General features: G+C 56.6%; 19 protein-coding genes. 6 read left to right on the top strand and 13 right to left on the bottom strand.

Features of this window, described 5'->3' with window-relative positions:
- Window positions 1–10 precede the first annotated feature (10 nt).
- Window positions 11–1,120, bottom strand: coding sequence for a high-affinity branched-chain amino acid ABC transporter substrate-binding protein LivK (livK, locus tag BJ885_RS21200; protein WP_039264148.1), 1,110 nt, complete (start codon window positions 1,118–1,120; stop codon window positions 11–13).
- 424 nt (window positions 1,121–1,544) lie between these two features.
- On the opposite strand from livK, the gene panM reads away from it, so the two are divergent.
- Window positions 1,545–1,928 carry an aspartate 1-decarboxylase autocleavage activator PanM gene (gene panM, locus BJ885_RS21195; protein ID WP_023334145.1) on the top strand — a complete coding sequence of 128 codons (384 nt, stop codon included), beginning with the start codon at window positions 1,545–1,547 and terminating at the stop codon, window positions 1,926–1,928.
- A 177-nt stretch (window positions 1,929–2,105) separates the two neighbouring features.
- Here panM and livJ read toward each other — a convergent pair whose 3' ends face one another.
- The 6 genes from livJ to ftsY form a co-directional block, all read right to left on the bottom strand.
- Complete coding sequence (gene livJ / locus BJ885_RS21190) at window positions 2,106–3,206, bottom strand: branched chain amino acid ABC transporter substrate-binding protein LivJ (RefSeq protein ID WP_072163886.1); 1,101 nt, start codon at window positions 3,204–3,206, stop codon at window positions 2,106–2,108.
- Between the two features lie 197 nt (window positions 3,207–3,403).
- Window positions 3,404–4,669 carry a 4-aminobutyrate--2-oxoglutarate transaminase gene (locus BJ885_RS21185; protein ID WP_121932744.1) on the bottom strand — a complete coding sequence of 422 codons (1,266 nt, stop codon included), beginning with the start codon at window positions 4,667–4,669 and terminating at the stop codon, window positions 3,404–3,406.
- 136 nt (window positions 4,670–4,805) lie between these two features.
- Complete coding sequence (gene rpoH / locus BJ885_RS21180) at window positions 4,806–5,663, bottom strand: RNA polymerase sigma factor RpoH (protein WP_023334143.1); 858 nt, start codon at window positions 5,661–5,663, stop codon at window positions 4,806–4,808.
- 251 nt (window positions 5,664–5,914) lie between these two features.
- On the bottom strand, window positions 5,915–6,970 hold the full coding sequence (gene ftsX / locus BJ885_RS21175) for a permease-like cell division protein FtsX (protein WP_032662628.1): 1,056 nt from the start codon (window positions 6,968–6,970) through the stop codon (window positions 5,915–5,917).
- Entirely contained in the window at window positions 6,963–7,628 is a 666-nt protein-coding gene (gene ftsE / locus BJ885_RS21170) for a cell division ATP-binding protein FtsE (protein WP_025758973.1), read from the bottom strand. The genes ftsX and ftsE overlap by 8 nt, the downstream gene beginning before the upstream one ends.
- Window positions 7,629–7,630: 2 nt before the next feature.
- A complete protein-coding gene (gene ftsY, locus BJ885_RS21165; RefSeq protein ID WP_121932745.1) occupies window positions 7,631–9,091 on the bottom strand; it encodes a signal recognition particle-docking protein FtsY in 1,461 nt (486 codons plus the stop codon).
- Between the two features lie 127 nt (window positions 9,092–9,218).
- Here ftsY and rsmD point away from each other — a divergent pair, with 127 nt between their 5' ends.
- On the top strand, window positions 9,219–9,821 hold the full coding sequence (rsmD, locus tag BJ885_RS21160; RefSeq protein WP_029741819.1) for a 16S rRNA (guanine(966)-N(2))-methyltransferase: 603 nt from the start codon (window positions 9,219–9,221) through the stop codon (window positions 9,819–9,821).
- A complete protein-coding gene (locus BJ885_RS21155; protein WP_121932746.1) occupies window positions 9,805–10,086 on the top strand; it encodes a DUF1145 family protein in 282 nt (93 codons plus the stop codon). The genes rsmD and BJ885_RS21155 overlap by 17 nt, the downstream gene beginning before the upstream one ends.
- 60 nt (window positions 10,087–10,146) lie before the next feature.
- Here the strand turns inward: BJ885_RS21155 and BJ885_RS21150 are convergent, their stop codons facing one another.
- A complete protein-coding gene (locus BJ885_RS21150; RefSeq protein WP_121932747.1) occupies window positions 10,147–10,503 on the bottom strand; it encodes a DUF2500 domain-containing protein in 357 nt (118 codons plus the stop codon).
- Between the two features lie 129 nt (window positions 10,504–10,632).
- Here BJ885_RS21150 and BJ885_RS21145 point away from each other — a divergent pair, with 129 nt between their 5' ends.
- Together BJ885_RS21145 and zntA are read left to right on the top strand one after the other, a co-directional pair.
- A complete protein-coding gene (locus BJ885_RS21145) occupies window positions 10,633–11,259 on the top strand; it encodes a lysoplasmalogenase (RefSeq protein WP_029741976.1) in 627 nt (208 codons plus the stop codon).
- 76 nt (window positions 11,260–11,335) lie between these two features.
- On the top strand, window positions 11,336–13,507 hold the full coding sequence (gene zntA, locus BJ885_RS21140; RefSeq protein ID WP_121932748.1) for a Zn(II)/Cd(II)/Pb(II) translocating P-type ATPase ZntA: 2,172 nt from the start codon (window positions 11,336–11,338) through the stop codon (window positions 13,505–13,507).
- Window positions 13,508–13,595: 88 nt separating this feature from the next.
- On the opposite strand, the gene ubiA is transcribed toward zntA, so the two are convergent.
- The 5 genes from ubiA to malK all read right to left on the bottom strand — a co-directional run bounded on the left by ubiA (window position 13,596) and on the right by malK (window position 18,718).
- Window positions 13,596–14,465 carry a 4-hydroxybenzoate octaprenyltransferase gene (ubiA, locus tag BJ885_RS21135; protein WP_032662636.1) on the bottom strand — a complete coding sequence of 290 codons (870 nt, stop codon included), beginning with the start codon at window positions 14,463–14,465 and terminating at the stop codon, window positions 13,596–13,598.
- A 12-nt stretch (window positions 14,466–14,477) separates the two neighbouring features.
- On the bottom strand, window positions 14,478–14,975 hold the full coding sequence (gene ubiC / locus BJ885_RS21130; protein ID WP_023334136.1) for a chorismate lyase: 498 nt from the start codon (window positions 14,973–14,975) through the stop codon (window positions 14,478–14,480).
- 180 nt (window positions 14,976–15,155) lie between these two features.
- On the bottom strand, window positions 15,156–16,109 hold the full coding sequence (malM, locus tag BJ885_RS21125; RefSeq protein WP_023334135.1) for a maltose operon protein MalM: 954 nt from the start codon (window positions 16,107–16,109) through the stop codon (window positions 15,156–15,158).
- 114 nt (window positions 16,110–16,223) lie between these two features.
- Window positions 16,224–17,537 (bottom strand): maltoporin, encoded by a 1,314-nt coding sequence (locus BJ885_RS21120; RefSeq protein ID WP_029740620.1) that lies wholly within the window; start codon window positions 17,535–17,537, stop codon window positions 16,224–16,226.
- A 71-nt stretch (window positions 17,538–17,608) separates the two neighbouring features.
- Window positions 17,609–18,718: a maltose/maltodextrin ABC transporter ATP-binding protein MalK gene (gene malK, locus BJ885_RS21115; RefSeq protein ID WP_023310005.1), complete on the bottom strand. Its 1,110-nt coding sequence runs from the start codon at window positions 18,716–18,718 to the stop codon at window positions 17,609–17,611.
- Between the two features lie 370 nt (window positions 18,719–19,088).
- On the opposite strand from malK, the gene malE reads away from it, so the two are divergent.
- The gene (gene malE / locus BJ885_RS21110) at window positions 19,089–20,279 is read left to right on the top strand and encodes a maltose/maltodextrin ABC transporter substrate-binding protein MalE (protein ID WP_121932749.1); all 1,191 of its coding nucleotides are present in this window, start codon (window positions 19,089–19,091) and stop codon (window positions 20,277–20,279) included.
- Window positions 20,280–20,330 lie beyond the last annotated feature (51 nt).

The following is a 20,330-nucleotide window of genomic DNA, read 5'->3' as shown; positions in this document are numbered from 1 at the left end:
GGTGGGATAATTATTTGGCGGCCGAGGATGAACCGTCGGCGTGCCACTTAAAGACACCAAACTCAAATCCCTTCAGATCGCCTTTCTCATCCCAGTTCAGCGGCCCAATCACGGTGTTCGCCCCGTGTGCTTTTAAATCTTTCACCAGATCCAGCGGTTCTTTGCTGCCGGAGCGATCCAGCGCGGTGGCCAGAGACTGTACGGCCGCGTAGGTGATCCAGACGTACGGACCACTCGGATCTTTCTTCTGCGCCTTGAGCGCATCCACGATAGCCTTGTTGGCCGGATCCTGGTCATAGCGTTTTGGCATCGTCACCAGCATGCCTTCGGCAGAATCCCCCGCGATGTTTGACAGAGAGGCATTGCCCACGCCCTCTGGCCCCATAAACTGGGTTTTCAGACCGGTGGCGCGCGCCTGACGCAGCATCTGCCCCATCTCCGGGTAATAGCCGCCGTAGTAAACGAAATCGATATTCTCTTTTTGCAGACGGGCAATCAGCGCGGAGAAGTCTTTCTCACCGGCGGTAATGCCGTCGAAGAAGACGATGTTCGCGCCGCCTTTTTTCAGGCCGTCCTGCACGGAGCGCGCCAGGCCTTCGCCGTACTGCTGTTTGTCATGAATAATGGCAATGCGCTGTGGCTTAACGGTCTCGAGGATGTATTTGGCGGCGGTGGGGCCCTGCGAGGAGTCCAAACCGGCGGTACGCATAATGTGCTGGTAGCCGCGCTGGGTCAGTTCCGGGTTCGTTGCGCCAGGGGTGATCATCAGAATGCCTTCGTCTTCGTAGATATCAGACGCCGGCTGCGTGGAGGATGAGCACAGGTGGCCGATCACATACTGAATACCGTCGTTGACGATTTTGTTGGCGACCGCAACGGCCTGTTTCGGATCGCAGGCGTCGTCATATTCCACGCCCACCAGCTTGTCGCCTTTGATGCCGCCCTTAGCGTTGATGTCTTTGATGGCCTGCCGCGCGCCGTTGAACTCCATGTCACCCCACTGGGCAACAGGGCCGGACATCGCCCCCACGACCGCAACCTTAATGTCGTCCGCCATAGCGGCATGCGAGATCGACAGTGCGACCATCCCCGCGATTAACGTCTTCGCGTTCCTTTTCATCTCTGAATCCCCATTCGTGATGTCGTGTTTATATTTTGTTTTATTATGGTTAAAAAGCATTCTGTACTTTTAATGAACAACGCTATTTTTACCAGTGCCCTTAATGGTTTAGCGCAGGTTTTTGTCAAAAACCAGACTAAAATCTCTATTTTTCAGGCGATTAAGCAAAGATAATATTCTGAAATCAGGCAGAGATAAACAAATAAAAGTGCAGTTTGCAGCATAAAATAACGGTACAAAGCGCCGAATAAATCACTACCATTCAGGTTAAAATTCTGCTTATTTTTCGATCCATGTGTTTTCAAACTGCCCATCGCGTTGCCAAAAAACTAATCACCTGGTTAATGAGAATAAAAAGAGGAAGCCGCTGGGTGAATAAATTGAGTACACTGCCCCTACTCAATCTGATTTGGACAAGTGGCTAATGAAACTGACTATCGTGCGTCTGGTGACCTTTAGCGACCAGGATCATATCGACCTGGGCAAGATCTGGCCGGAATATTCCCCTTCGTCGCTGCGCGTTGATGAGACCCACCGCATTTATGCCGCGCGTTTTAACGAACGCCTGCTGGCTGCGGTTCGCGTAACCCTGAGCGGTACAGAAGGGGCGCTGGACTCGCTGCGCGTACGTGACGTCACCCGTCGTCGCGGTGTGGGACAGTATTTAATTGAAGAAGTGATCCGCGAAAACCCGAGCGTGACCTCATGGTGGATGGCTGACGTGGGCGTGGAAGACCGCGGCGTGATGGCGGCGTTTATGCAGGCGTTAGGGTTTACGGCGCAGGAGAGCGGGTGGGAGAAGCGCTAAAAGAAAGCCGGGTGGCGGCTGCGCCTTACCCGGCCTACATTATCTGCCGCATTTTCCCAAGCATTTCGTGTTGCAGGAAGGCGGCAAGTTATGAAATCCCCGGGAGCTTACATAAGTAAGTGACCGGGGTTGAATAACGCAGCCAACGCACCTGCGGCGCGAAAGGCGACGGGAAAATTATTTGGCGTCGGTCGCCGTGCCGTTCGCATGCCAGTCAAACACGCCAAACTCGAAGCCCTTCAGGTCGCCCTTCGCGTCCCAGGACAGCGGTCCCATGACGGTCTCGACGGTATTCGCTTTCAGCCAGGTGGCAATCTCAGCCGGATCGGCTGACTGGTTCAGGCCCGCCTGCAGCGACTGCAGCGCCGCGTAGGTGGTCCAGACGAACGCGCCGCTTGGATCCTGTTTCTTCGCCTTGATGGCATCCACGATAGGTTTGTTCGCAGGGACCTGGTCGTAGTTCTTCGGTTTGGTTACCAGCAGGCCTTCGGCTGATTCACCCGCAATGTTAGACAGGGACACGTTCGCCACGCCTTCCGGGCCCATAAACTGGGTTTTCAGGCCCGCAGCGCGCGCCTGGCGCAGGATCTGGCCCATTTCCGGGTGGTAGCCACCGTAGTAAACGAAATCAATATTCTCTTTCTTCAGACGCGCTACCAGGGTGGAGAAGTCTTTCTCACCGGCGGTGATCCCGTCGAAGAACACCACGTCAGCATTCGCTTTCTTGAGGTTGTCCTGCACTGAACGCGCCAGACCTTCACCGTACTGCTGCTTGTCATGAACGATAGCAATGCGCTTCGGCTTCACTTTTTCAACGATGTATTTCGCCGCGGTTGGGCCCTGGTCAGAGTCCAGACCGGTGGTGCGCAGGGTCAGCTTGTAGCCACGCGCGGTCAGCTCTGGTGCGGTCGCCGCCGGGGTGATCATCAGAATACCTTCGTCTTCGTAGATGTCAGACGCTGGCTGAGTAGAGGAAGAGCACAGGTGACCGATAACGTATTTGATCCCGTCGTTCACCACTTTGTTCGCGACCGCGACCGCTTGTTTCGGGTCACAGGCATCATCATATTTTACGATCTGCAGTTTTTCGCCTTTGATACCGCCCTTAGCATTAATGTCTGCAACCGCCTGCTCAGCGCCGGTAAATTCCTGGTCGCCGTACTGTGCTACCGGACCGGACATTGCGCCAACAACAGCCACCTTGATGTCTGCCTGTGCCATGGTGCTGAATGCCAACGCGATACATCCTGCCAGTAACGCTTTACCCTTCATGTTCATCCTGAGATTCCCCATTATTATGGTTATTACGATTGTTGTGATGTTGTTGTGCAGCGCTTTATGTCAGTTATAGGTGTGCTGTCCGCGCTTTTTCAGCATACTCTGCTAAAACATACCCGATTTTTATGATTTTGGAATAGCTAATTTGAAATGAATATATGCCAGGCCCGGCTGGGATTTTCGCCGGGCGTGTGGCTTTAACGTGTCAGCGACGCGGAGATAATGTCCAGCGCTTTGCGGAACTGCGCTTCAGGAATAGTCAGCGGATAGAGGAAGCGAATGACGTTGCCGTAGACGCCGCAGCTCAGAAGAAGCAGCCCTTCCTGCAACGCGCGCTCCTGCACCTGGCGGGTAAATTCCGGCGAAGGCTGACCCGTTTGCGGGTCGTTAAACTCCACCGCCACCATCGAGCCCTGCGCGCGAATGTCAGCGATATACGGGCAGCGTTCCTTCGCCTTGTTCAGCACTTCCACCAGGTGATGGCCAAGATGCGCCGAACGCGTGCAGAGATCCTCTTCATCAATTACGTCGAGCACGGCATGCGCCGCCGCAATCGCCAGCGGGTTTCCGGCGTAGGTACCGCCCAGCCCGCCCGGCGCGGGTGCGTCCATCACCTCCGCACGGCCAGAAACCGCAGAAAGCGGCATTCCGCCCGCCAGGCTTTTCGCCATGGTGATCAGATCGGGCTTCACGCAGTGGTGTTCCATCGAGAACAGCTTGCCGGTACGGGCAAAGCCGCTTTGCACCTCGTCGGCAATCAGCAAAATACCGTGGGTGTCGCACAGGGCGCGCAGGGCCTGCATAAAATCAGCTGGCGCAATGTTGAAACCGCCCTCGCCCTGAACCGGTTCGAGAATAATGGCCGCGACCTGATCGGGAGCGATATCCGCTTTAAAGATGCGTTCCAGGCTTTTCAACGCTTCCGCCGTGCTAACGCCGTGCAGTTCATTCGGATACTGCGCGTGATACACCGAACCGGGGAATGGGCCAAAACCGAGCTTGTACGGCGCAACTTTGCCGGTCAGCGCCATGGTCATAAAGGTGCGGCCGTGGAACGCGCCGCCGAAGGTAATAAGGCCGGGACGCTTGGTGTACGCCCGCGCTATTTTGACCGCGTTTTCGACCGCCTCTGCCCCCGTGGAGAAGAACGCGGTTTTGGCCGGACCGTCAACGGGCACGCGCTGGTTGATGCGCTCGGCAAGCGCCACATAGCCTTCGTACGGCACAATCTGGTACGCCGTATGGGTAAACGCGTGGAGCTGTTTTTCAATGGCGGAAATGACTTTTGGATGGCGATGGCCAGTATTCAGCACCGCGATCCCGGCGGCGAAGTCGATGTACTCGTTGCCTTCCACGTCCCACACGGTGGCGTTTTCAGCTTTATCGGCGTAGAAGTTACACATCACGCCGATGCCGCGCGGCGTCGCCTGTAAACGCCGGTCGTTCAGTTCGTTATTTTTCACCCTGTCCCCCTGAGAAAGTCGCCTGCTTAGCGCATCAGTAAGTGTTTGCCAGGGGGAGGGAATTCGCCAGAGCGGGCGCTAAAAAAACAAAACCCCCGGACTTTCATCCAGGGGTTCTCGGTGTACTTCGCGAAAATTACGCTTCGATAGCGGCGCGAAGTTTTTTCATGGCGTTCTTTTCAAGCTGACGGACACGTTCCGCAGAAACGCCGTAGCGGTCGGCCAGCTCCTGCAGCGTGGACTTGTTGTCTTCGTCCAGCCAGCGGGCGCGGATAATATCCTGGCTACGCTCGTCGAGGCCTTCCATCGCATGGGTCAGCTTGTTCGCAGCCTGATCTTCCCAGTTATCCTCTTCGATGCCATCAGCAAAGTTAGAGGTTTTATCCTGCAGATACAGAACCGGCGCCATCGGCTGGCTGTCAGATGCGTCGTCGTCGGAGGACATATCAAAGGTCATGTCCTGCGCGGCCATACGGGATTCCATCTCACGCACGTCTTTGCTGGTTACGCCCAGCTCGCGCGCCACCATTTCCACTTCATCCTGATTGAACCAGCCCAGACGCTGCTTGGCTTTACGCAGGTTGAAGAACAGTTTACGCTGCGCTTTTGTCGTGGCGACTTTCACGATACGCCAGTTGCGCAGCACGTATTCATGAATTTCTGCTTTGATCCAGTGCACGGCGAAGGAGACCAGTCGCACACCCACTTCCGGGTTAAAGCGACGCACAGCCTTCATCAGGCCGATGTTACCTTCCTGAATCAAGTCCGCCTGCGGCAGGCCATAGCCCGCATAGTTACGAGCAACGTGAACAACAAAGCGCAGGTGAGACAGGATCAGCGTCTTAGCTGCTTCCAGATCGCCCTGGTAATGCAGCTTTTCAGCAAGCTCCTTTTCTTCCTCGGCCGTTAACATCGGCCAGGTGTTCGCAGCCCGGATATAAGATTCCAGGTTACCAACAGGGGCTAAAGCTAAAGTTTGCATTTCTTTGGTCATTCATTCCTCTCAATGTTTCTTCTGGTCCAGGTCGTCCCCGTCAGGCAACAACCATGCCAAAGCGTTTGAGCAACGAGATTAGCATTCACTCTTTTATCAGACAGTGATTTTATCCACAAGTTCCAGGTGCAACGGTGAATAAATTACGCACAAAATGTGACATGGAAATGATAACAGGGGGAGCGACAACAGGGACGCTTTCCCTGCAGAGCGAACATCTCGGTGCAGGGAAAGATTATATCACGCTTTTATTAGTCGGGAGTAAAGTGACGTAAATGTTGAACGGTTGCCAGCCAGGCAGCCACCCACCCAATCATCGAGCAAACCAGCAGCAGTAACAGACACTCATCGAACCCTAAACCACTGATATCAAACTTCGTTCCGAAAACCTGCGCCACTTCAGTCACGGCAGAAGAAAGCCGCATCACCAAAATTTCTGACAATATCAGTGAAAGAAATGCGCCGGAAAAACCGAGCAATGCGCCGCCGTAAAGGAACGGTCGGAGGATGAAGCCATCCGTCGCACCAATCAGTTTCTGCACGTTGATGGTATCGCGACGGGCAAAGATGCTCAGGCGTACGCTGTTACCAATGACGAGGAAGACCGCCGCCACCATCAGCACGCCAATCATCGCCGCGACGCGTCCTACCAGCCCGGTCAGGGCAGCAAGGCGTGCAAACCAGCTGTCGTCCATGCGCACTTCATCAATGCCCTTAATGCGCGTGATGCGATCGCGCAGGGTGTTAAGCGAATCGGTCCCCTGGAAATCCAGCTTCGGGATCACCACCGCCACGGCGGGCAGCGGGTTCTCTTCGAGCATATCCAGCGCGCCGCCAAAGCCAGACCAGTTACGGAACTCGCCCAGCGCGTCTTCACGTGAGAGATAGTTAACCTTCTCCACGCCCTGCTCGGCCTGGATTTGCCCAACCACCTGCGCCGCGGCGTTATCGTCGAGCGCTTTATCCATATAGACCGTGATCTGCGGAGACGGATAATACTGTGAGGCCGCCTGGTTGACGTTTTTATAGACCATATAGCAGACGCTTGGCAGCGTCAGGGAGATGGCGATCACCATCACCGTCAGGAACGTCGCCAGCGGTTTGCTTTTCAGATCCTGCAGCGCGCCGTGAAACGCGTAGCGCACCTGCTCGTTGAACACGTTGGTTTTACGGGAGGCCGGTTTTGGCGCGGCCTTCTGGCGCTTCGGCGCATTACGATTGCCGTCACCACCGCCCTGCGGCTTACGGAAACGGTCAAACCGGTTCCCGAACTGCCGAATCTGGTTTATTGCATCACGCTTATTCACCGTGGCCTCCGTGCAAATGCCCGTCGCTCAGGGTCAGCATGCGGTACGAACGACGGGAAATGAGCCCGATGTCGTGCGTCGCCATCAATACGGTGACTCCTACGCGGTTAAATTCCTCAAACAGACGCAAAATCCCTTCTGACAGAGCATCGTCCAGGTTACCGGTTGGTTCATCCGCCAGCAGTACGGCAGGCTTGTTCACCACCGCGCGGGCGATGCCCACGCGCTGCTGTTCACCGCCGGACAGCTGGATCGGGAAGTTCTTCGCTTTGTCCAGCAGCCCGACCTTATCCAGCGCCGCAGAAACGCGACGGCGGATATCGTCATAGCTGGCGCCGGCAATAATCAGCGGAATGGCCACGTTATCGAAAACGGTGCGATCCATCAGCAGGTGGTGATCCTGGAAAATCATGCCGATCTGACGACGCAGGAACGGCACTTCGCGGTTTTTCAGGCGGCTGATCTCATGACCGCCGAAAAAGATTTTCCCGGCGCTTGGCCGCTCGATCCCACAGATAAGCTTGAGCAGGGTACTTTTCCCCGCGCCGGAATGGCCGGTCAGGAATGCCATCTCGCCCGGCTGCAGGTGGAATGTCACCCCCTGCAGCGCTTGTCTCCCACCGAGATAGGCCTTGCTGACGTGTTCAAAGCGAATCATTGTTAGTCCTCTCGGGCAAATAATGCCTCAATAAAGTCGTCCGCTTTAAACGGACGCAAATCCTCAATACGCTCGCCCACACCGATGTAGCGGATAGGAATGCCGAACTGATCGGCCACGGAGAAGATCACCCCGCCTTTCGCGGTGCCGTCCAGCTTGGTCAGCGCGATCCCCGTCAGTCCTACCGCTTCAGTGAACAGCTTCGCCTGGCTGATGGCGTTCTGTCCGGTGCTGGCATCAATGGTCAGCATAATTTCATGCGGTGCGTCTTCGTCCAGCTTCTTCATGACGCGAACGATTTTCTTCAACTCTTCCATCAGGTGCGATTTGTTCTGCAAACGCCCTGCGGTATCGGCAATCAGCACGTCCACGTTGCGCGCCTTCGCCGCCTGGATGGCATCGAAGATCACGGACGCGGAGTCAGCGCCGGTATGCTGGGCAATCACCGGAATGTTGTTGCGCTGGCCCCAAACCTGCAGCTGCTCAACCGCCGCCGCACGGAAGGTATCGCCCGCCGCCAGCATCACAGATTTGCCCTGCTGCTCGAACTGACGCGCCAGCTTGCCGATGGTGGTGGTTTTACCCACGCCGTTCACGCCAACCATCAGAATAACAAATGGCGTTTTGCCTTCAATATTAAGCGGTTCGTCAACTTTTGCGAGAATTTCGCCCATCTCGTCTTTCAGCAGACCGTACAGCGCTTCGGCGTCGCGCAGCTGTTTGCGGCTCGCCCCTTCGGTCAGATTGGCGATGATCTTACGGGTGGTTTCCACGCCGACGTCCGCAATCAGCAGCTGTTCTTCCAGCTCTTCAAAGAGATCGTCGTCGATCTTCTTGCCGCGGAACAGACTGATAAATCCGGAACCTAAGTTTTCTTTGGTTTTGAGCAGGCTGCGCTTCAGGCGCGCGAAGAAACCTTCTTTGGTCGGTTTTTCCTGCTCCTGGACGCTCTCTTCTTCGGCCTGCTCTTCTAACGGCACGACGATGACCGCTTCTTCCGCGGCTTCTGCCGCCAGCGCCTGGGCTTCCAGCTCTTCGTCGGTCAGCTCTGGCTCGAGTGCCGCTTCTTCTTCCACCGCCTCAACGATTTCAACGGTTTCCGCTTCGGCCTGCCACTCTTCGGCAGACACCTCTTCGGCTTTCACCTCTTCCGGCAGCGGCAGCTCTTCGTGCTCGATTACGGCCTGCGGCGCTTCGGCAACGGCGTCGATGACAACCGGTTCTGGCTTCTCGCTCTCCTGAACCTGTTCCGTGACCTCAACCACCTCTTGTGCAAAGGTTTCAATCTCTTCTTTGCTGTGTGCCGTTTCTTCCGCTTCGACAACCGCGGCGGTTTCTACAGGCGTTTCAGGCTGTGACTGCTCTTCAACGGCTTGTTGCTCTTCGGTTTTCTGTTCTGTTTCTTGCTCTTTTTCACCGAAGCCCAGCCAGGAAAAGAAGCCACGTTTTTTTTGTTTTGCCATCTGCGACTACACTCCTCGCGGCGCTATATACATGGAAGCTAAAAAAATGATGAAATAGTCTAACACTTTACTTAATTGACATCACCGCCCGCAATCGCAGGCCAATTGTTAACAGAGCTTTCCTGAGATGAAGAAACCCAACCGCGCCCCGGCCGGTCAAATTCGTATTATCGGCGGTCAGTGGCGAGGCCGGAAATTACCGGTGCCGGACAGCCCCGGTTTACGCCCTACTACCGATCGCGTGCGCGAGACGCTGTTTAACTGGCTGGCCCCGTCAATGGTAGACGCCCACTGCCTGGACTGCTTCGCCGGAAGCGGCGCGCTGGGGCTTGAAGCGCTGTCGCGCTATGCCGCCAGCGCCACGCTGCTGGAGATGGAGCGCGGCGTTGCGCAGACGCTGCAGCAAAATCTGGCGACGCTGAAGGCGAGCAACGCCAAAGTCGTGAACACCAACACGCTGAGTTTTCTTGCGCAGCAAGGCACGCCGCATAACGTGGTGTTTGTCGATCCGCCGTTCCGCAAGGGGCTGCTGGAAGAGACGTTATCCCTGCTGGAGCAAAATGGCTGGCTTGCGGATGACGCGCTAATTTACGTTGAAAGCGAAGTGGAAAACGGTCTGCCGCCGGTTCCCACTCACTGGGATCTGCACCGCGAAAAGGTCGCCGGCCAGGTCGCTTACCGTCTTTATCACCGTCAGGCACAAGGAGGCTCCGATGCCGGTACTGATTAACCTGGGACGTTTGCTGATGCTGGGCGTCTGGGCATTTTTGATTTTAAATCTTGTGCACCCGTTCCCGCGCCCGATGAATATTTTCGTTAACGTGGCGCTGATTTTCACGTCGTTTATGCACGCCCTGCAGATGGTGATGCTGAAAAACGGCCTGCCGAAAGACGGCCCGCAGTTGACGGGCTGGCAGCAGCTGCGCGTGTTTATTTTCGGCGTGTTTGAACTGCTGGTGTGGATGAAAAAGTTTAAGGCGCAGGTGAAGAAGTAAGGGGCGGCCTGATGCCCTCACCCTAACCCTCTCCCACAGGGAGAGGGGACCGTTCGTGCATTATTCCGTCCTGAACCCCTCAAACCGCGACCCTTTGTAGCTCAACGTCCCTTTCTCCCCCACCGTCAGCTGATGGTACTGCTGCGCCTCCAGGCGGAAGGTCATCTCCAGGCCGCCCGTTTCCGGCCTAAAGCTCGCTTCATAGCGCATTGCTGTGCCCGCAGGTGTCACCTGCTGCTGGCGCGAGCGGCGGTCGTTGAGCGGTTTCTCGCGTTTGTTGGTCACCTCCACGCGCTTTTGCATCAGCGGCGCGGCATCGTTATCCGCCTTCTCGCGGCGCTGCTGCACGAAACGGAACGAGGCGGCAATGACGATAATCGCCACCACGATAATGAAAAAAAGCGGCATCTTGCTCATTCGACAATCCCATCAGATTTTGCGGAATTAAGGATACCTTGCCTCCCCCGCCATTGCCAAACGCCCGCCCGCGTCACTACACTGGATCAGAAACTGATTATTCAGACTTAACAGATACAGGGAGTTAATATGCTTTGGTCATTTATCGCTGTCTGTTTTTCCGCATGGCTTTATGTCGATGCGTCGTACCGCGGTCCCACCTGGCAGCGCTGGTTGTTTAAACCGGTCACGCTGTTGCTCCTGCTGCTGCTGGCATGGCAAGCGCCGATGTTCAACGCCGTCAGCTATCTGGTGCTCGCCGGGCTGTGTGCATCCCTGATTGGCGATGCCTTAACCCTGCTCCCGCGCCAGCGCCTGCTGTACGCCGTTGGGGCGTTCTTCCTGTCGCATCTGCTCTATACCATCTACTTTGCCAGCCAGATGACGCTCTCCTTCTTCTGGCCGCTGCCGCTGGTGCTGCTGGTGATTGGCGCACTGCTGATTGCGGTGATCTGGTCGCGTCTGGAAGAGATGCGTTTGCCGGTCTGTACCTTTATCGCCATGACGCTGGTGATGGTGTGGCTGGCGGGCGAGCTGTGGTTCTTCCGTCCGACCGCTCCGGCGATGTCCGCGTTCTTCGGCGCCGCGCTGCTGCTGATCGGGAATGTCGTCTGGCTGGGCAGCCACTATCGCCGCCGCTTCCGGGCGGATAACGCGATTGCCTCCGCGTGTTACTTTGCCGGGCATTTCCTGATTGTGCGTTCGCTGTATATCTAAATAGCGCTTGACTCTGGAGTCGACTCCAGAGTGTATGCTGCGGTTAATGAGAAAATTATCATTGCCGGAGACTGCCATGTCGACTCCAGAAATACCTAAAAAAGTACCTCAATTCTCGGCACTTAAGCTCAGCCCGGCTCCGTCGAAAGACGACTGCTGCTGCGAAGGCGCGTGCGAAACGCCAACTCAACCCCTTCCTGAAAGCGGGAACCGCTTCAGCTGGGTCGTCAACGGCATGGACTGCGCGGCGTGCGCCCGCAAGGTGGAAAACGCCGTCAAGCAGGTGTCGGGCGTGAGCCACGTTCAGGTGCTGTTTGCCACCGAAAAACTGCTGGTCAGCGCCGATAACGACGTCAGCAAGCAGGTTGAAGCCGCCGTCAGCAAGGCGGGCTATACCCTGCGCAGCGAAACGGCGCCCGTTGAAAAAGCCTCCTCACTGAAAGAAAACCTGCCGCTCATTACCCTCATCATCATGATGGCCCTGAGCTGGGGTCTGGAGCAGATTAACCATCCGTTCGGCAATCTGGCATTTATCGCCACCACGCTGGTCGGGCTGTTCCCGATTGCCCGTCAGGCGCTGCGCCTGATGAAAAGCGGCAGCTGGTTTGCCATCGAAACGCTGATGAGCGTGGCGGCAATTGGCGCGCTGTTCATTGGCGCGACGGCGGAAGCGGCGATGGTGCTGCTGCTGTTCTTAATCGGCGAACGCCTTGAGGGCTGGGCGGCGAGCCGGGCGCGTAAAGGGGTCAGCGCGCTGATGGCGCTGAAGCCGGAAACCGCCACTCGTGTGATAAACGGCACGCGTGAAACGGTCGCCATCACTACGCTGCGCCCGGGCGACGTGATTGAAGTGGCCGCAGGGGGGCGTCTGCCCGCAGACGGCGCGCTGCTTACCGCCACCGCGAGCTTTGATGAAAGCGCCCTGACCGGGGAATCCATTCCGGTAGAGCGTGCCGCTGGTGAAAAAGTGCCTGCTGGCGCCACCAGCGTCGACCGTCTTGTCCAGCTCACCGTGCTTTCCGAGCCGGGCGACAGCGCTATCGACCGTATCCTGAAGCTGATTGAAGAGGCAGAGGAACGCCGCGCGCCGGTCGAACGCTTTATCGATCGCTTCAGCCGTATTTATACCCCTGCCATCATGCTGGTTGCCCTGCTGGTCACCGTCGTCCCGCCGCTGTTCTTTGGCGCGCCGTGGGAGGGCTGGATTTATAAAGGGCTGACGCTGCTGCTGATCGGCTGTCCGTGCGCGCTGGTGATCTCCACCCCGGCGGCGATTACCTCCGGGCTGGCGGCGGCGGCACGTCGCGGCGCGCTGATTAAGGGCGGCGCGGCGCTGGAACAGCTGAGCCAGGTCCAGCATATCGCCTTCGATAAAACCGGTACGTTAACCGTCGGCAAGCCGCAGGTGACCGGCGTATATCCGCAGGAAACCAGTGAAGATGAGCTGCTTACGCTGGCCGCCGCCGTTGAGCAGGGGTCCACTCACCCGCTGGCGCAGGCGATTGTGCGTGAAGCGCAGTCGCGCGGGCTGAACATCCCTCCGGCAACCGCCCAGCGGGCGCTGGTCGGGTCAGGGATTGAGGCCACCGTTGACGGTAAAAAGGTGCAGATTGTCGCGGCAGGCAAGTCTTCCAATCCAGGGGGTGAGGCGTTAGAACAGACCGGACAAACCGTCGTGACCGTCCTGCAGGACGGCGTCGCGAAGGGGATGCTGGCGCTGCGCGATACCCTGCGCAATGACGCAAAAGAAGCCGTGGCGGCGCTGCACAAGCTGGGCGTGCAGGGCGTTATTCTCACCGGTGATAACCCTCGCGCGGCGGCAGCGATTGCCGGTGAGCTGGGGCTGGAGTTTAAAGCCGGATTGTTGCCTGCGGATAAGGTCAGCGCCGTGACGGAACTGAACGCTCGCGGGCCGCTGGCAATGGTCGGTGACGGGATTAACGATGCCCCGGCGATGAAAGCGTCCACCATTGGTATAGCGATGGGCAGCGGCACCGACGTGGCGCTGGAAACGGCCGACGCGGCGCTGACCCACAACCGCCTGACCGGGCTGGCGCAGATGATTAGCCTGGCGCGGGCGACGCGAGCCAATATCCGTCAGAACATCGGCATTGCGCTCGGTCTGAAAGGGATTTTCCTGGTGACGACCCTGCTCGGCATGACCGGACTGTGGCTGGCGGTGCTGGCGGATACCGGGGCAACGGTGCTGGTGACGGCGAACGCGCTCCGGTTGCTGCGTCGCCGATAAAAAAAGCCCGGTGGCGCTAACGCTTACCGGGCCTCAATATCTTGCTAAATCGTAGGCCGGGTAAGGCGAAGCCGCCACCCGGCTTTTTTTATAAGAAATAGCTCATCGCCAGGCCTAAAAACAGCACCAGACCGACGTAGTTGTTGTTCATAAACGCTTTAAAACAGGCGTCACGTTCACGCTTCGCAATCAGCTTTTGCTGATACGCAAACAGCAGTCCCGCCACCAGCACGGACCAGTAAAACTCCCAGTTCAGCCCGTTCAGGCGACCGATCGCGACCATCAGCGCCAGTACCGCCACCTGCAGGATACCGATAATCAGCTTGTCCTGACGACCAAAGAGGATGGCGGTGGATTTGATGCCAATCTTCAGGTCATCGTCGCGATCTACCATCGCGTATTGCGTGTCATACGCCACGGCCCAGAGAATGTTCGCCAGGAACATCAGCCAGCAGCTGAGCGGTAAGGACTCACTAACCGCCGCAAACGCCATCGGAATCGACCAGCCAAACGCCGCGCCCAGCACCACCTGAGGCAGGTGGGTATAGCGCTTCATAAACGGATACACCCAGGCCAACGCCAGCGCCGCAACGGAAAGCAGAATGGTCATGGTGTTGAGGGTTAACACCAGCAGGAAAGAGAGCAGCACCAGAACAATGAACAGCACGCGGGCTTCTTTCCCAGTGACCTGCCCGCTGGGTAACGGACGACCGGCAGTACGCTTAACATGACCGTCGAATTTACGATCGGCATAGTCATTCACCACGCAGCCCGCCGCGCGCATCAGCCAGACGCCGGCAACGAACACGGCCAGGATCCACAGCGGCGGCACGCCCGGCGTGGCGAGCCACAGCGCCCACAGGGTCGGCCACAGCAGCAGTAACGCGCCAATGGGTTTATCGGTACGCATTAAGCGGTGATACGCCAACAGCTTATTCTGCGTCAGGCTCCACTCCATTTTTTCTTCCTCTTAGTACAACGGTGATGCCGGTAAAAAAAGCTCCGTCAGAATTAACGGCTTGCCGCTCAGGCGAAGGCGGGAACGACGCCCCCAGAGTTCGGCATCACGACCAATCTCAATAAAATCCCGGGTAAGCTCAGACGAGGTGAAAAGGTAACGCCCCAGCGGCGTTTTCCCCAGACGCTGCAGCGCCAGTTCTGGCCCGGAAAGGGTGGACTCGGGCACCACCGTCCGCCCGGCAAGCCACGGCTCACCGTCAGCACAGAGTAAAATTTCGCGCAGCCAGTAACGTGGCTCCTGCGGCAGCAGCGGCAGCTCGCTGGCGATCTCATCGCCAGAGACAAACCCTTCCTGAATCAGGGTCACCGTGACCGTTTTACCCTGTTGCTCAAAACGTTTCGTCATGGAATCTTCCAGCAACAGCCAGTCAAGCTGCTGCGGATCAAGCGCAGGTATTTGGTCGAAATAGCGCAGCGCACGCAGTTGCGTTAGCGCAGGGTGTGACATGCCAGACTCTCCGATACATAACGTAATGGCATTGTATCGCAGAAACACGGATTGAGGGGGGCCAAACGTTATTTAACGATCACGATCGCAACATGGGCGCAACAGCCTGGCGGCTACGAAAAAAAGTGCGCCCACTCAGGCGCACCAAACTACTAACAAATCAGCACTGTGGGGAAACGGTTACCCCTTGCCTTTTACACTGCTGATAAAGGTGGAACGGGCAGTGGTTGAACCTAAACGTTCGGCTTCATCAAGCAGTTTCAGCGCTTTATCGACATCGCCGCGCTTCACCGCCTGCTTAATGGCGTTGTTGAAGTACTCTTCGGTGTCGTTCAGTACCGGCTCGGCTTTCTTCGCCGGGGCAGGCGCTGCGGTCGCCACCGGTGCGGCTGCCGTAGCAGCTGGCGCGGTATAGGCAGGAGCAGCAGTGTTACCTACAGTGACAGGGCCGGTGCCGGAGGAGCCAAACAGCGGGCCGACCAGCACGCTGGACGCATTGTTAGTTGAGACTTTCAGTTTAAGCAGGCCGTCGGTGACGTGGCGCGCTAACGGATCGGGGATATCCGGAACAGAGTTACCCGTTCCTTTGGCGTAGGCTTTTGCCGGATCGATAAGCTTAGTGGTCTGCTGTAGATCTTTTTCAGTCGTGAAAACCAGAACATAAATCTTCTGTTGTCCCAACGCTGGCGTCAGGCGCATTTTGCCTTCCAGACGGTCGGCGCTCATGACGCCAGGCTCCTGATAACTAAAGTACTCGCTTGGGAAGAAAGCAGACGGCGTCAGATTCTGATCCAGAATCAGAACGTTCGGTGCAAAAACGCTGGTTTGCTTGTTCACTTCGCTGGTCAGCGTCAGGGTTAGCTCACCAATGTTAGCCGGCACGCTGTAGGCGGCAACCGGCCCGGTGATACCCGGCACGTTCAGCTGCTGGCCGCCCGTAGAAAGCTGTGTCGACTGGGTTTTGGATTGATCAACTGGCGTCCATGTCAGCTGCTGGAGGGCCGCCGCCGGGATAGCCGGCGCAGCGCTGGTATTTTGTGGCACGAAATTCACGTCCGCAAAGGAGACCGCCGGAACACAGGCCATCAGCCCCGCAGAGAGGCACAGCGCGACGAGACTTTTCTTCATTTTCATTGTTATTACCTCTGATAGCGTGAGCACTGCGGTGGCCAGGCAATAGCGCGCAGCACCCTAAGGATAGAGGGGCTTGCGCCCCTCTTTTTAGGTCATTACGTCAGGTCTAACGAATTACCACCAGATTTCCATCTGGGCACCGAAGGTCCACTCATCAGAGTCGCCGCGGCTGAAGGTTTTTGCGGACGTGTCGCTGTACGCAATACCAGAGTCATAGCCTGCACCGGAGTCGCCGTTCGCGTAGCCCCATTTCTCATCCCATTTCGCGTAGGTTGCGAAGACACGGATAGCCGGACGGGACCAGATGCTGTCACCAGCCTGCCATTGCTGTGCCAGGGTAATTTTGTACTGGCTGTTCGTGTCGTCAGTTTTCTGAGACTTGACGTTGTCGTAGCCCACTTCCAGCAGGGTGCTCATGATTGGCGTCCATTTGTACATAGGACGAACACCGACAGTCCACCATTTGGTGCCGTTGTTGTTATCCAGGTTGATGTCCTGGTACATACCCACGTACATCAGATCCCAGGAGTCGCCCAGAGAGATCGCACCGTGGTCCAGAACACGCCACATGTCACCGTTGTTGTTGATGCTACCGCCTTCCGCACGGCCCTTGCCGTTGGAGGTCATAGAGTCAGTTGCGTACTGCAGCACAAATTTGTTAAAGCCCTTCAGCATGCTCTGGGTATGTTCAGCAGTGAACATCCAGCCGTCTTTAGACGCGCCAGGCTGCAGGTAGTAATCATCAGGAATATTGGTGTGACCATAATCAACACCGAACTCCAGCGTACCGCCTTCGTTGACCTGCATCTGTGCTAAACGGACGTCGAAGACATCGTTCGGTACCAGGTTGTCATAAATACGGTTACCCAGCGCGTCACGATCGGCGAAGGTCGCTGAGCCGCCCGCTTCAGAAGAACGGGTTGCGGCCAGAGAGAGCTTACCGAAGCCCAGGTCGATGTTTTCGATACCCGCACCAGGACCTGAAATATCCCAGTAGTAGAAGTCGATCATGTGAACGTCATGACGCTGATAGAAGCGCTTACCGGCCCAGATGGTGGAACCTGGCAGTGCTTCAATGAGGTTTTTACCCTGCACGTTAGCTTCACGGAAGGCCGGGCTGGTGGATTCCCAGTCGTTCTGCTGAGAAACGGAATACGCGACGTTGGTGTCGAAGTAGAAGCTCTTATCGCCCTCTTTCCACACTTCCTGGCCCAGTTTCAGTTCAGCGTAGGTCTCACATTCGTTACCGAGACGGTATTTACTTTGAGCACCTGTTGCCTGGAAGCATTGCTGCTCACCGCCACTCCCGGTCCAGCCAATGCCGGAACGAGCATAACCTTTAAAGTCCACAGCGCCTGCCTGGGCAGACAGGATGCCTGCCGCAATGGCGATTGCCAGAGGGACTTGTTTGCGCAGAGTAATCATCATTCTATCTCCTGAGATCATTGCTTTTCTTTGAACACTTCACCTGTCGGTTTCGTGTCTTCTTTTGGGATTGCTTAAACGCCTGGCTCTTTATGCAACCGACGACATGCAGTGCCATCCTCACGGAACAGATGGCAACGCTCTGGCGGCAAGCCGATAGCGAATGTGGCACCCTCTTCTACCAACACCACGTCATTCTGGCGGTAGACCAGGTTCTGACGGATGGCGGGGATCTGGATATGAATCTGTGTTTCGTGACCAAGCTGTTCGACGACCTGAACGTCACCTTCCAGGGTCACATCGGCGATGTGGCTCGGCAGCAGGTGCTCAGGACGAATACCGAGGGACATGTTTGCCCCGACCTGTACGTTGGCGCTGTCGACCGGCAGCCAGACCTGCTGGCGGTTTGGCAGCTCCACCTGTACCTGTTCAATGGCTGTCGCGGTCACTTTGACGGGCAGGAAGTTCATCTTTGGCGAGCCAATAAAGCCCGCAACAAAGCGGTCTGCCGGGTAGTGGTACAGCTCCAGCGGTTTACCCACCTGCGCCACGCGGCCGGCATCCAGCACCACGATTTTGTCGGCGAGGGTCATCGCTTCAACCTGATCGTGGGTGACGTAAATCATCGTGCGTCCAAGACGCTTGTGCAGACGGGAGATTTCAATACGCATCTGGACGCGCAGGGCGGCATCCAGGTTAGAGAGAGGTTCATCGAGCAGGAACACGCGCGGTTCGGCCACCAGCGTACGGCCAATCGCCACACGCTGACGCTGACCACCGGAAAGCGCTTTTGGTTTACGCTCCAGCAGGTGCGCCAGCTGTAACACTTCCGCCACCTGCGTCACGCGTTGGTTAATGACTTCTTTCTTCGCGCCGGCCAGCTTCAGGCCAAAGGACATGTTTTCGGCAACGGAAAGGTGTGGATAGAGTGCATAAGACTGGAACACCATACCGACGCCACGTTCGGCGGGCGGGATGTCGTTCATTCGGGTATCACCAATCAGCAGATCGCCGCTGGTGATGGTTTCAAGACCGGCAATCATACGCAGCAGAGTAGATTTACCACAGCCTGATGGACCAACAAACACCACGAATTCGCCTTCGTTGATGTCCAGATTGATGTCTTTCGACACCACAACGTCACCCCAGGCTTTCGTTACATTACGCAGCTGTACGCTCGCCATGCCCTTCTCCCTTCGTTACAACCTGTCACCGACAGAAACATTCAAGATAAGTTCACTATGGGGTATCCATTACTTTCCCGAATCCTCCACCCCCCGCCTTTTTTATGGGGGAGGAGGCGGGAGGATGAGGGAGCAGGCTCTGCGACCGCCGCGGGAGGGCTGAGGCAAAATTCGTGAAGCCGCCTGCAAAATTCGGTGGGTTTTTATGTGCGCCAGCACTCATAACTTAAATTTATGCAACGGAGATCACACAAACGGGGGGTGGGGCGTAGGGGTTGGGAGGATGGAAAGAGGATGTCAAATAAGGAGACTGAGTCACGTTGAACCACCTTATGTATCCACGAGCACATCACCAAAAAGGATGGCAGATATGAATATCAAGACTGGCGCACGCGTTTTCGCATTGTCCGCCCTTGCAGCAATGATGGTTTCCGCCCCAGCGCTCGCCAAAATTGAAGAAGGCAAGCTGGTTATCTGGATTAACGGCGACAAGGGCTATAACGGCCTGGCCGAAGTGGGCAAAAAATTCGAAAAAGATACCGGCATCAAAGTTACCGTAGAACACCCGGACAAGCTGGAAGAGAAGTTCCCGCAGGTTGCAGCAACCGGCGACGGCCCGGACATCATCTTTTGGGCGCATGACCGTTTCGGGGGTTACGCGCAGTCTGGCCTGCTGGCAGAAGTGACGCCAGATAAAGCTTTCCAGGACAAGCTGTTCCCGTTCACCTGGGACGCCGTTCGCTATAACGGCAAGCTGATCGCTTACCCAATCGCGGTTGAAGCCCTGTCTCTGATTTACAATAAAGACCTGGTACCAAACCCACCTAAAACCTGGGAAGAGATCCCGAAACTGGATAAAGAGCTGAAGGCGAAAGGTAAATCCGCCCTGATGTTCAACCTGCAAGAGCCGTACTTCACCTGGCCGCTGATTGCTGCCGACGGCGGTTACGCGTTCAAGTTTGAAAACGGCAAATATGACGTGAAAGACGTGGGCGTGGACAACGCTGGCGCGAAAGCGGGTCTGACCTTCCTGGTGGATCTGATCAAGAACAAACACATGAACGCGGATACCGACTACTCCATCGCGGAAGCGGCGTTCAACAAAGGCGAAACCGCGATGACCATCAACGGTCCGTGGGCCTGGACCAACATCGACAAGAGCAAAGTCAACTACGGCGTGACGCTGCTGCCAACCTTCAAAGGCAAGCCGTCTAAACCGTTCGTTGGCGTGCTGAGCGCGGGCATCAACGCCGCCAGCCCGAACAAAGAGCTGGCGAAAGAGTTCCTGGAAAACTACCTGCTGACCGATCAGGGTCTGGATGAAGTGAACAAGGACAAACCGCTGGGCGCCGTTGCGCTGAAATCCTTCCAGGATAAGCTGGCGAAAGACCCACGTATCGCCGCCACTATGGATAACGCCCAGAAAGGCGAAATCATGCCGAACATCCCACAGATGGCCGCGTTCTGGTACGCCACGCGTACCGCGGTCATCAACGCTGCAAGCGGTCGTCAGACTGTCGATGCCGCGCTGAAAGATGCTCAGGGTCGTATTACTAAGTAATGACGTAGTCCCCTCTCCCTTTGGGAGAGGGTTAGGGTGAGGGTTGGCGCT

Origin of the sequence: Enterobacter sp. WP_7_1 (assembly GCF_003688535.1) — a bacterium.
Classification (GTDB): Bacteria; Pseudomonadota; Gammaproteobacteria; order Enterobacterales; family Enterobacteriaceae; genus Enterobacter; species Enterobacter asburiae.
Note: the sequence above shows the minus strand (reverse complement) of the source record. Positions and strands in the feature narration are given on the sequence as shown.

Excerpts from the sequence above, each read along its gene's own strand:
- livK (WP_039264148.1), bottom strand. The coding sequence starts at position 1,120 with ATGAAAAGGAACGCGAAGACGTTAATCGCGGGGATGGTCGCACTGTCG.
- panM (WP_023334145.1), top strand. The coding sequence starts at position 1,545 with ATGAAACTGACTATCGTGCGTCTGGTGACCTTTAGCGACCAGGATCAT.
- livJ (WP_072163886.1), bottom strand. The coding sequence starts at position 3,206 with ATGAACATGAAGGGTAAAGCGTTACTGGCAGGATGTATCGCGTTGGCA.
- rpoH (WP_023334143.1), bottom strand. The coding sequence starts at position 5,663 with ATGACCAAAGAAATGCAAACTTTAGCTTTAGCCCCTGTTGGTAACCTG.
- ftsE (WP_025758973.1), bottom strand. The coding sequence starts at position 7,628 with ATGATTCGCTTTGAACACGTCAGCAAGGCCTATCTCGGTGGGAGACAA.
- ftsY (WP_121932745.1), bottom strand. The coding sequence starts at position 9,091 with ATGGCAAAACAAAAAAAACGTGGCTTCTTTTCCTGGCTGGGCTTCGGT.
- rsmD (WP_029741819.1), top strand. The coding sequence starts at position 9,219 with ATGAAGAAACCCAACCGCGCCCCGGCCGGTCAAATTCGTATTATCGGC.
- BJ885_RS21155 (WP_121932746.1), top strand. The coding sequence starts at position 9,805 with ATGCCGGTACTGATTAACCTGGGACGTTTGCTGATGCTGGGCGTCTGG.
- BJ885_RS21150 (WP_121932747.1), bottom strand. The coding sequence starts at position 10,503 with ATGAGCAAGATGCCGCTTTTTTTCATTATCGTGGTGGCGATTATCGTC.
- BJ885_RS21145 (WP_029741976.1), top strand. The coding sequence starts at position 10,633 with ATGCTTTGGTCATTTATCGCTGTCTGTTTTTCCGCATGGCTTTATGTC.
- zntA (WP_121932748.1), top strand. The coding sequence starts at position 11,336 with ATGTCGACTCCAGAAATACCTAAAAAAGTACCTCAATTCTCGGCACTT.
- ubiA (WP_032662636.1), bottom strand. The coding sequence starts at position 14,465 with ATGGAGTGGAGCCTGACGCAGAATAAGCTGTTGGCGTATCACCGCTTA.
- ubiC (WP_023334136.1), bottom strand. The coding sequence starts at position 14,975 with ATGTCACACCCTGCGCTAACGCAACTGCGTGCGCTGCGCTATTTCGAC.
- malM (WP_023334135.1), bottom strand. The coding sequence starts at position 16,109 with ATGAAAATGAAGAAAAGTCTCGTCGCGCTGTGCCTCTCTGCGGGGCTG.
- BJ885_RS21120 (WP_029740620.1), bottom strand. The coding sequence starts at position 17,537 with ATGATGATTACTCTGCGCAAACAAGTCCCTCTGGCAATCGCCATTGCG.
- malK (WP_023310005.1), bottom strand. The coding sequence starts at position 18,718 with ATGGCGAGCGTACAGCTGCGTAATGTAACGAAAGCCTGGGGTGACGTT.
- malE (WP_121932749.1), top strand. The coding sequence starts at position 19,089 with ATGAATATCAAGACTGGCGCACGCGTTTTCGCATTGTCCGCCCTTGCA.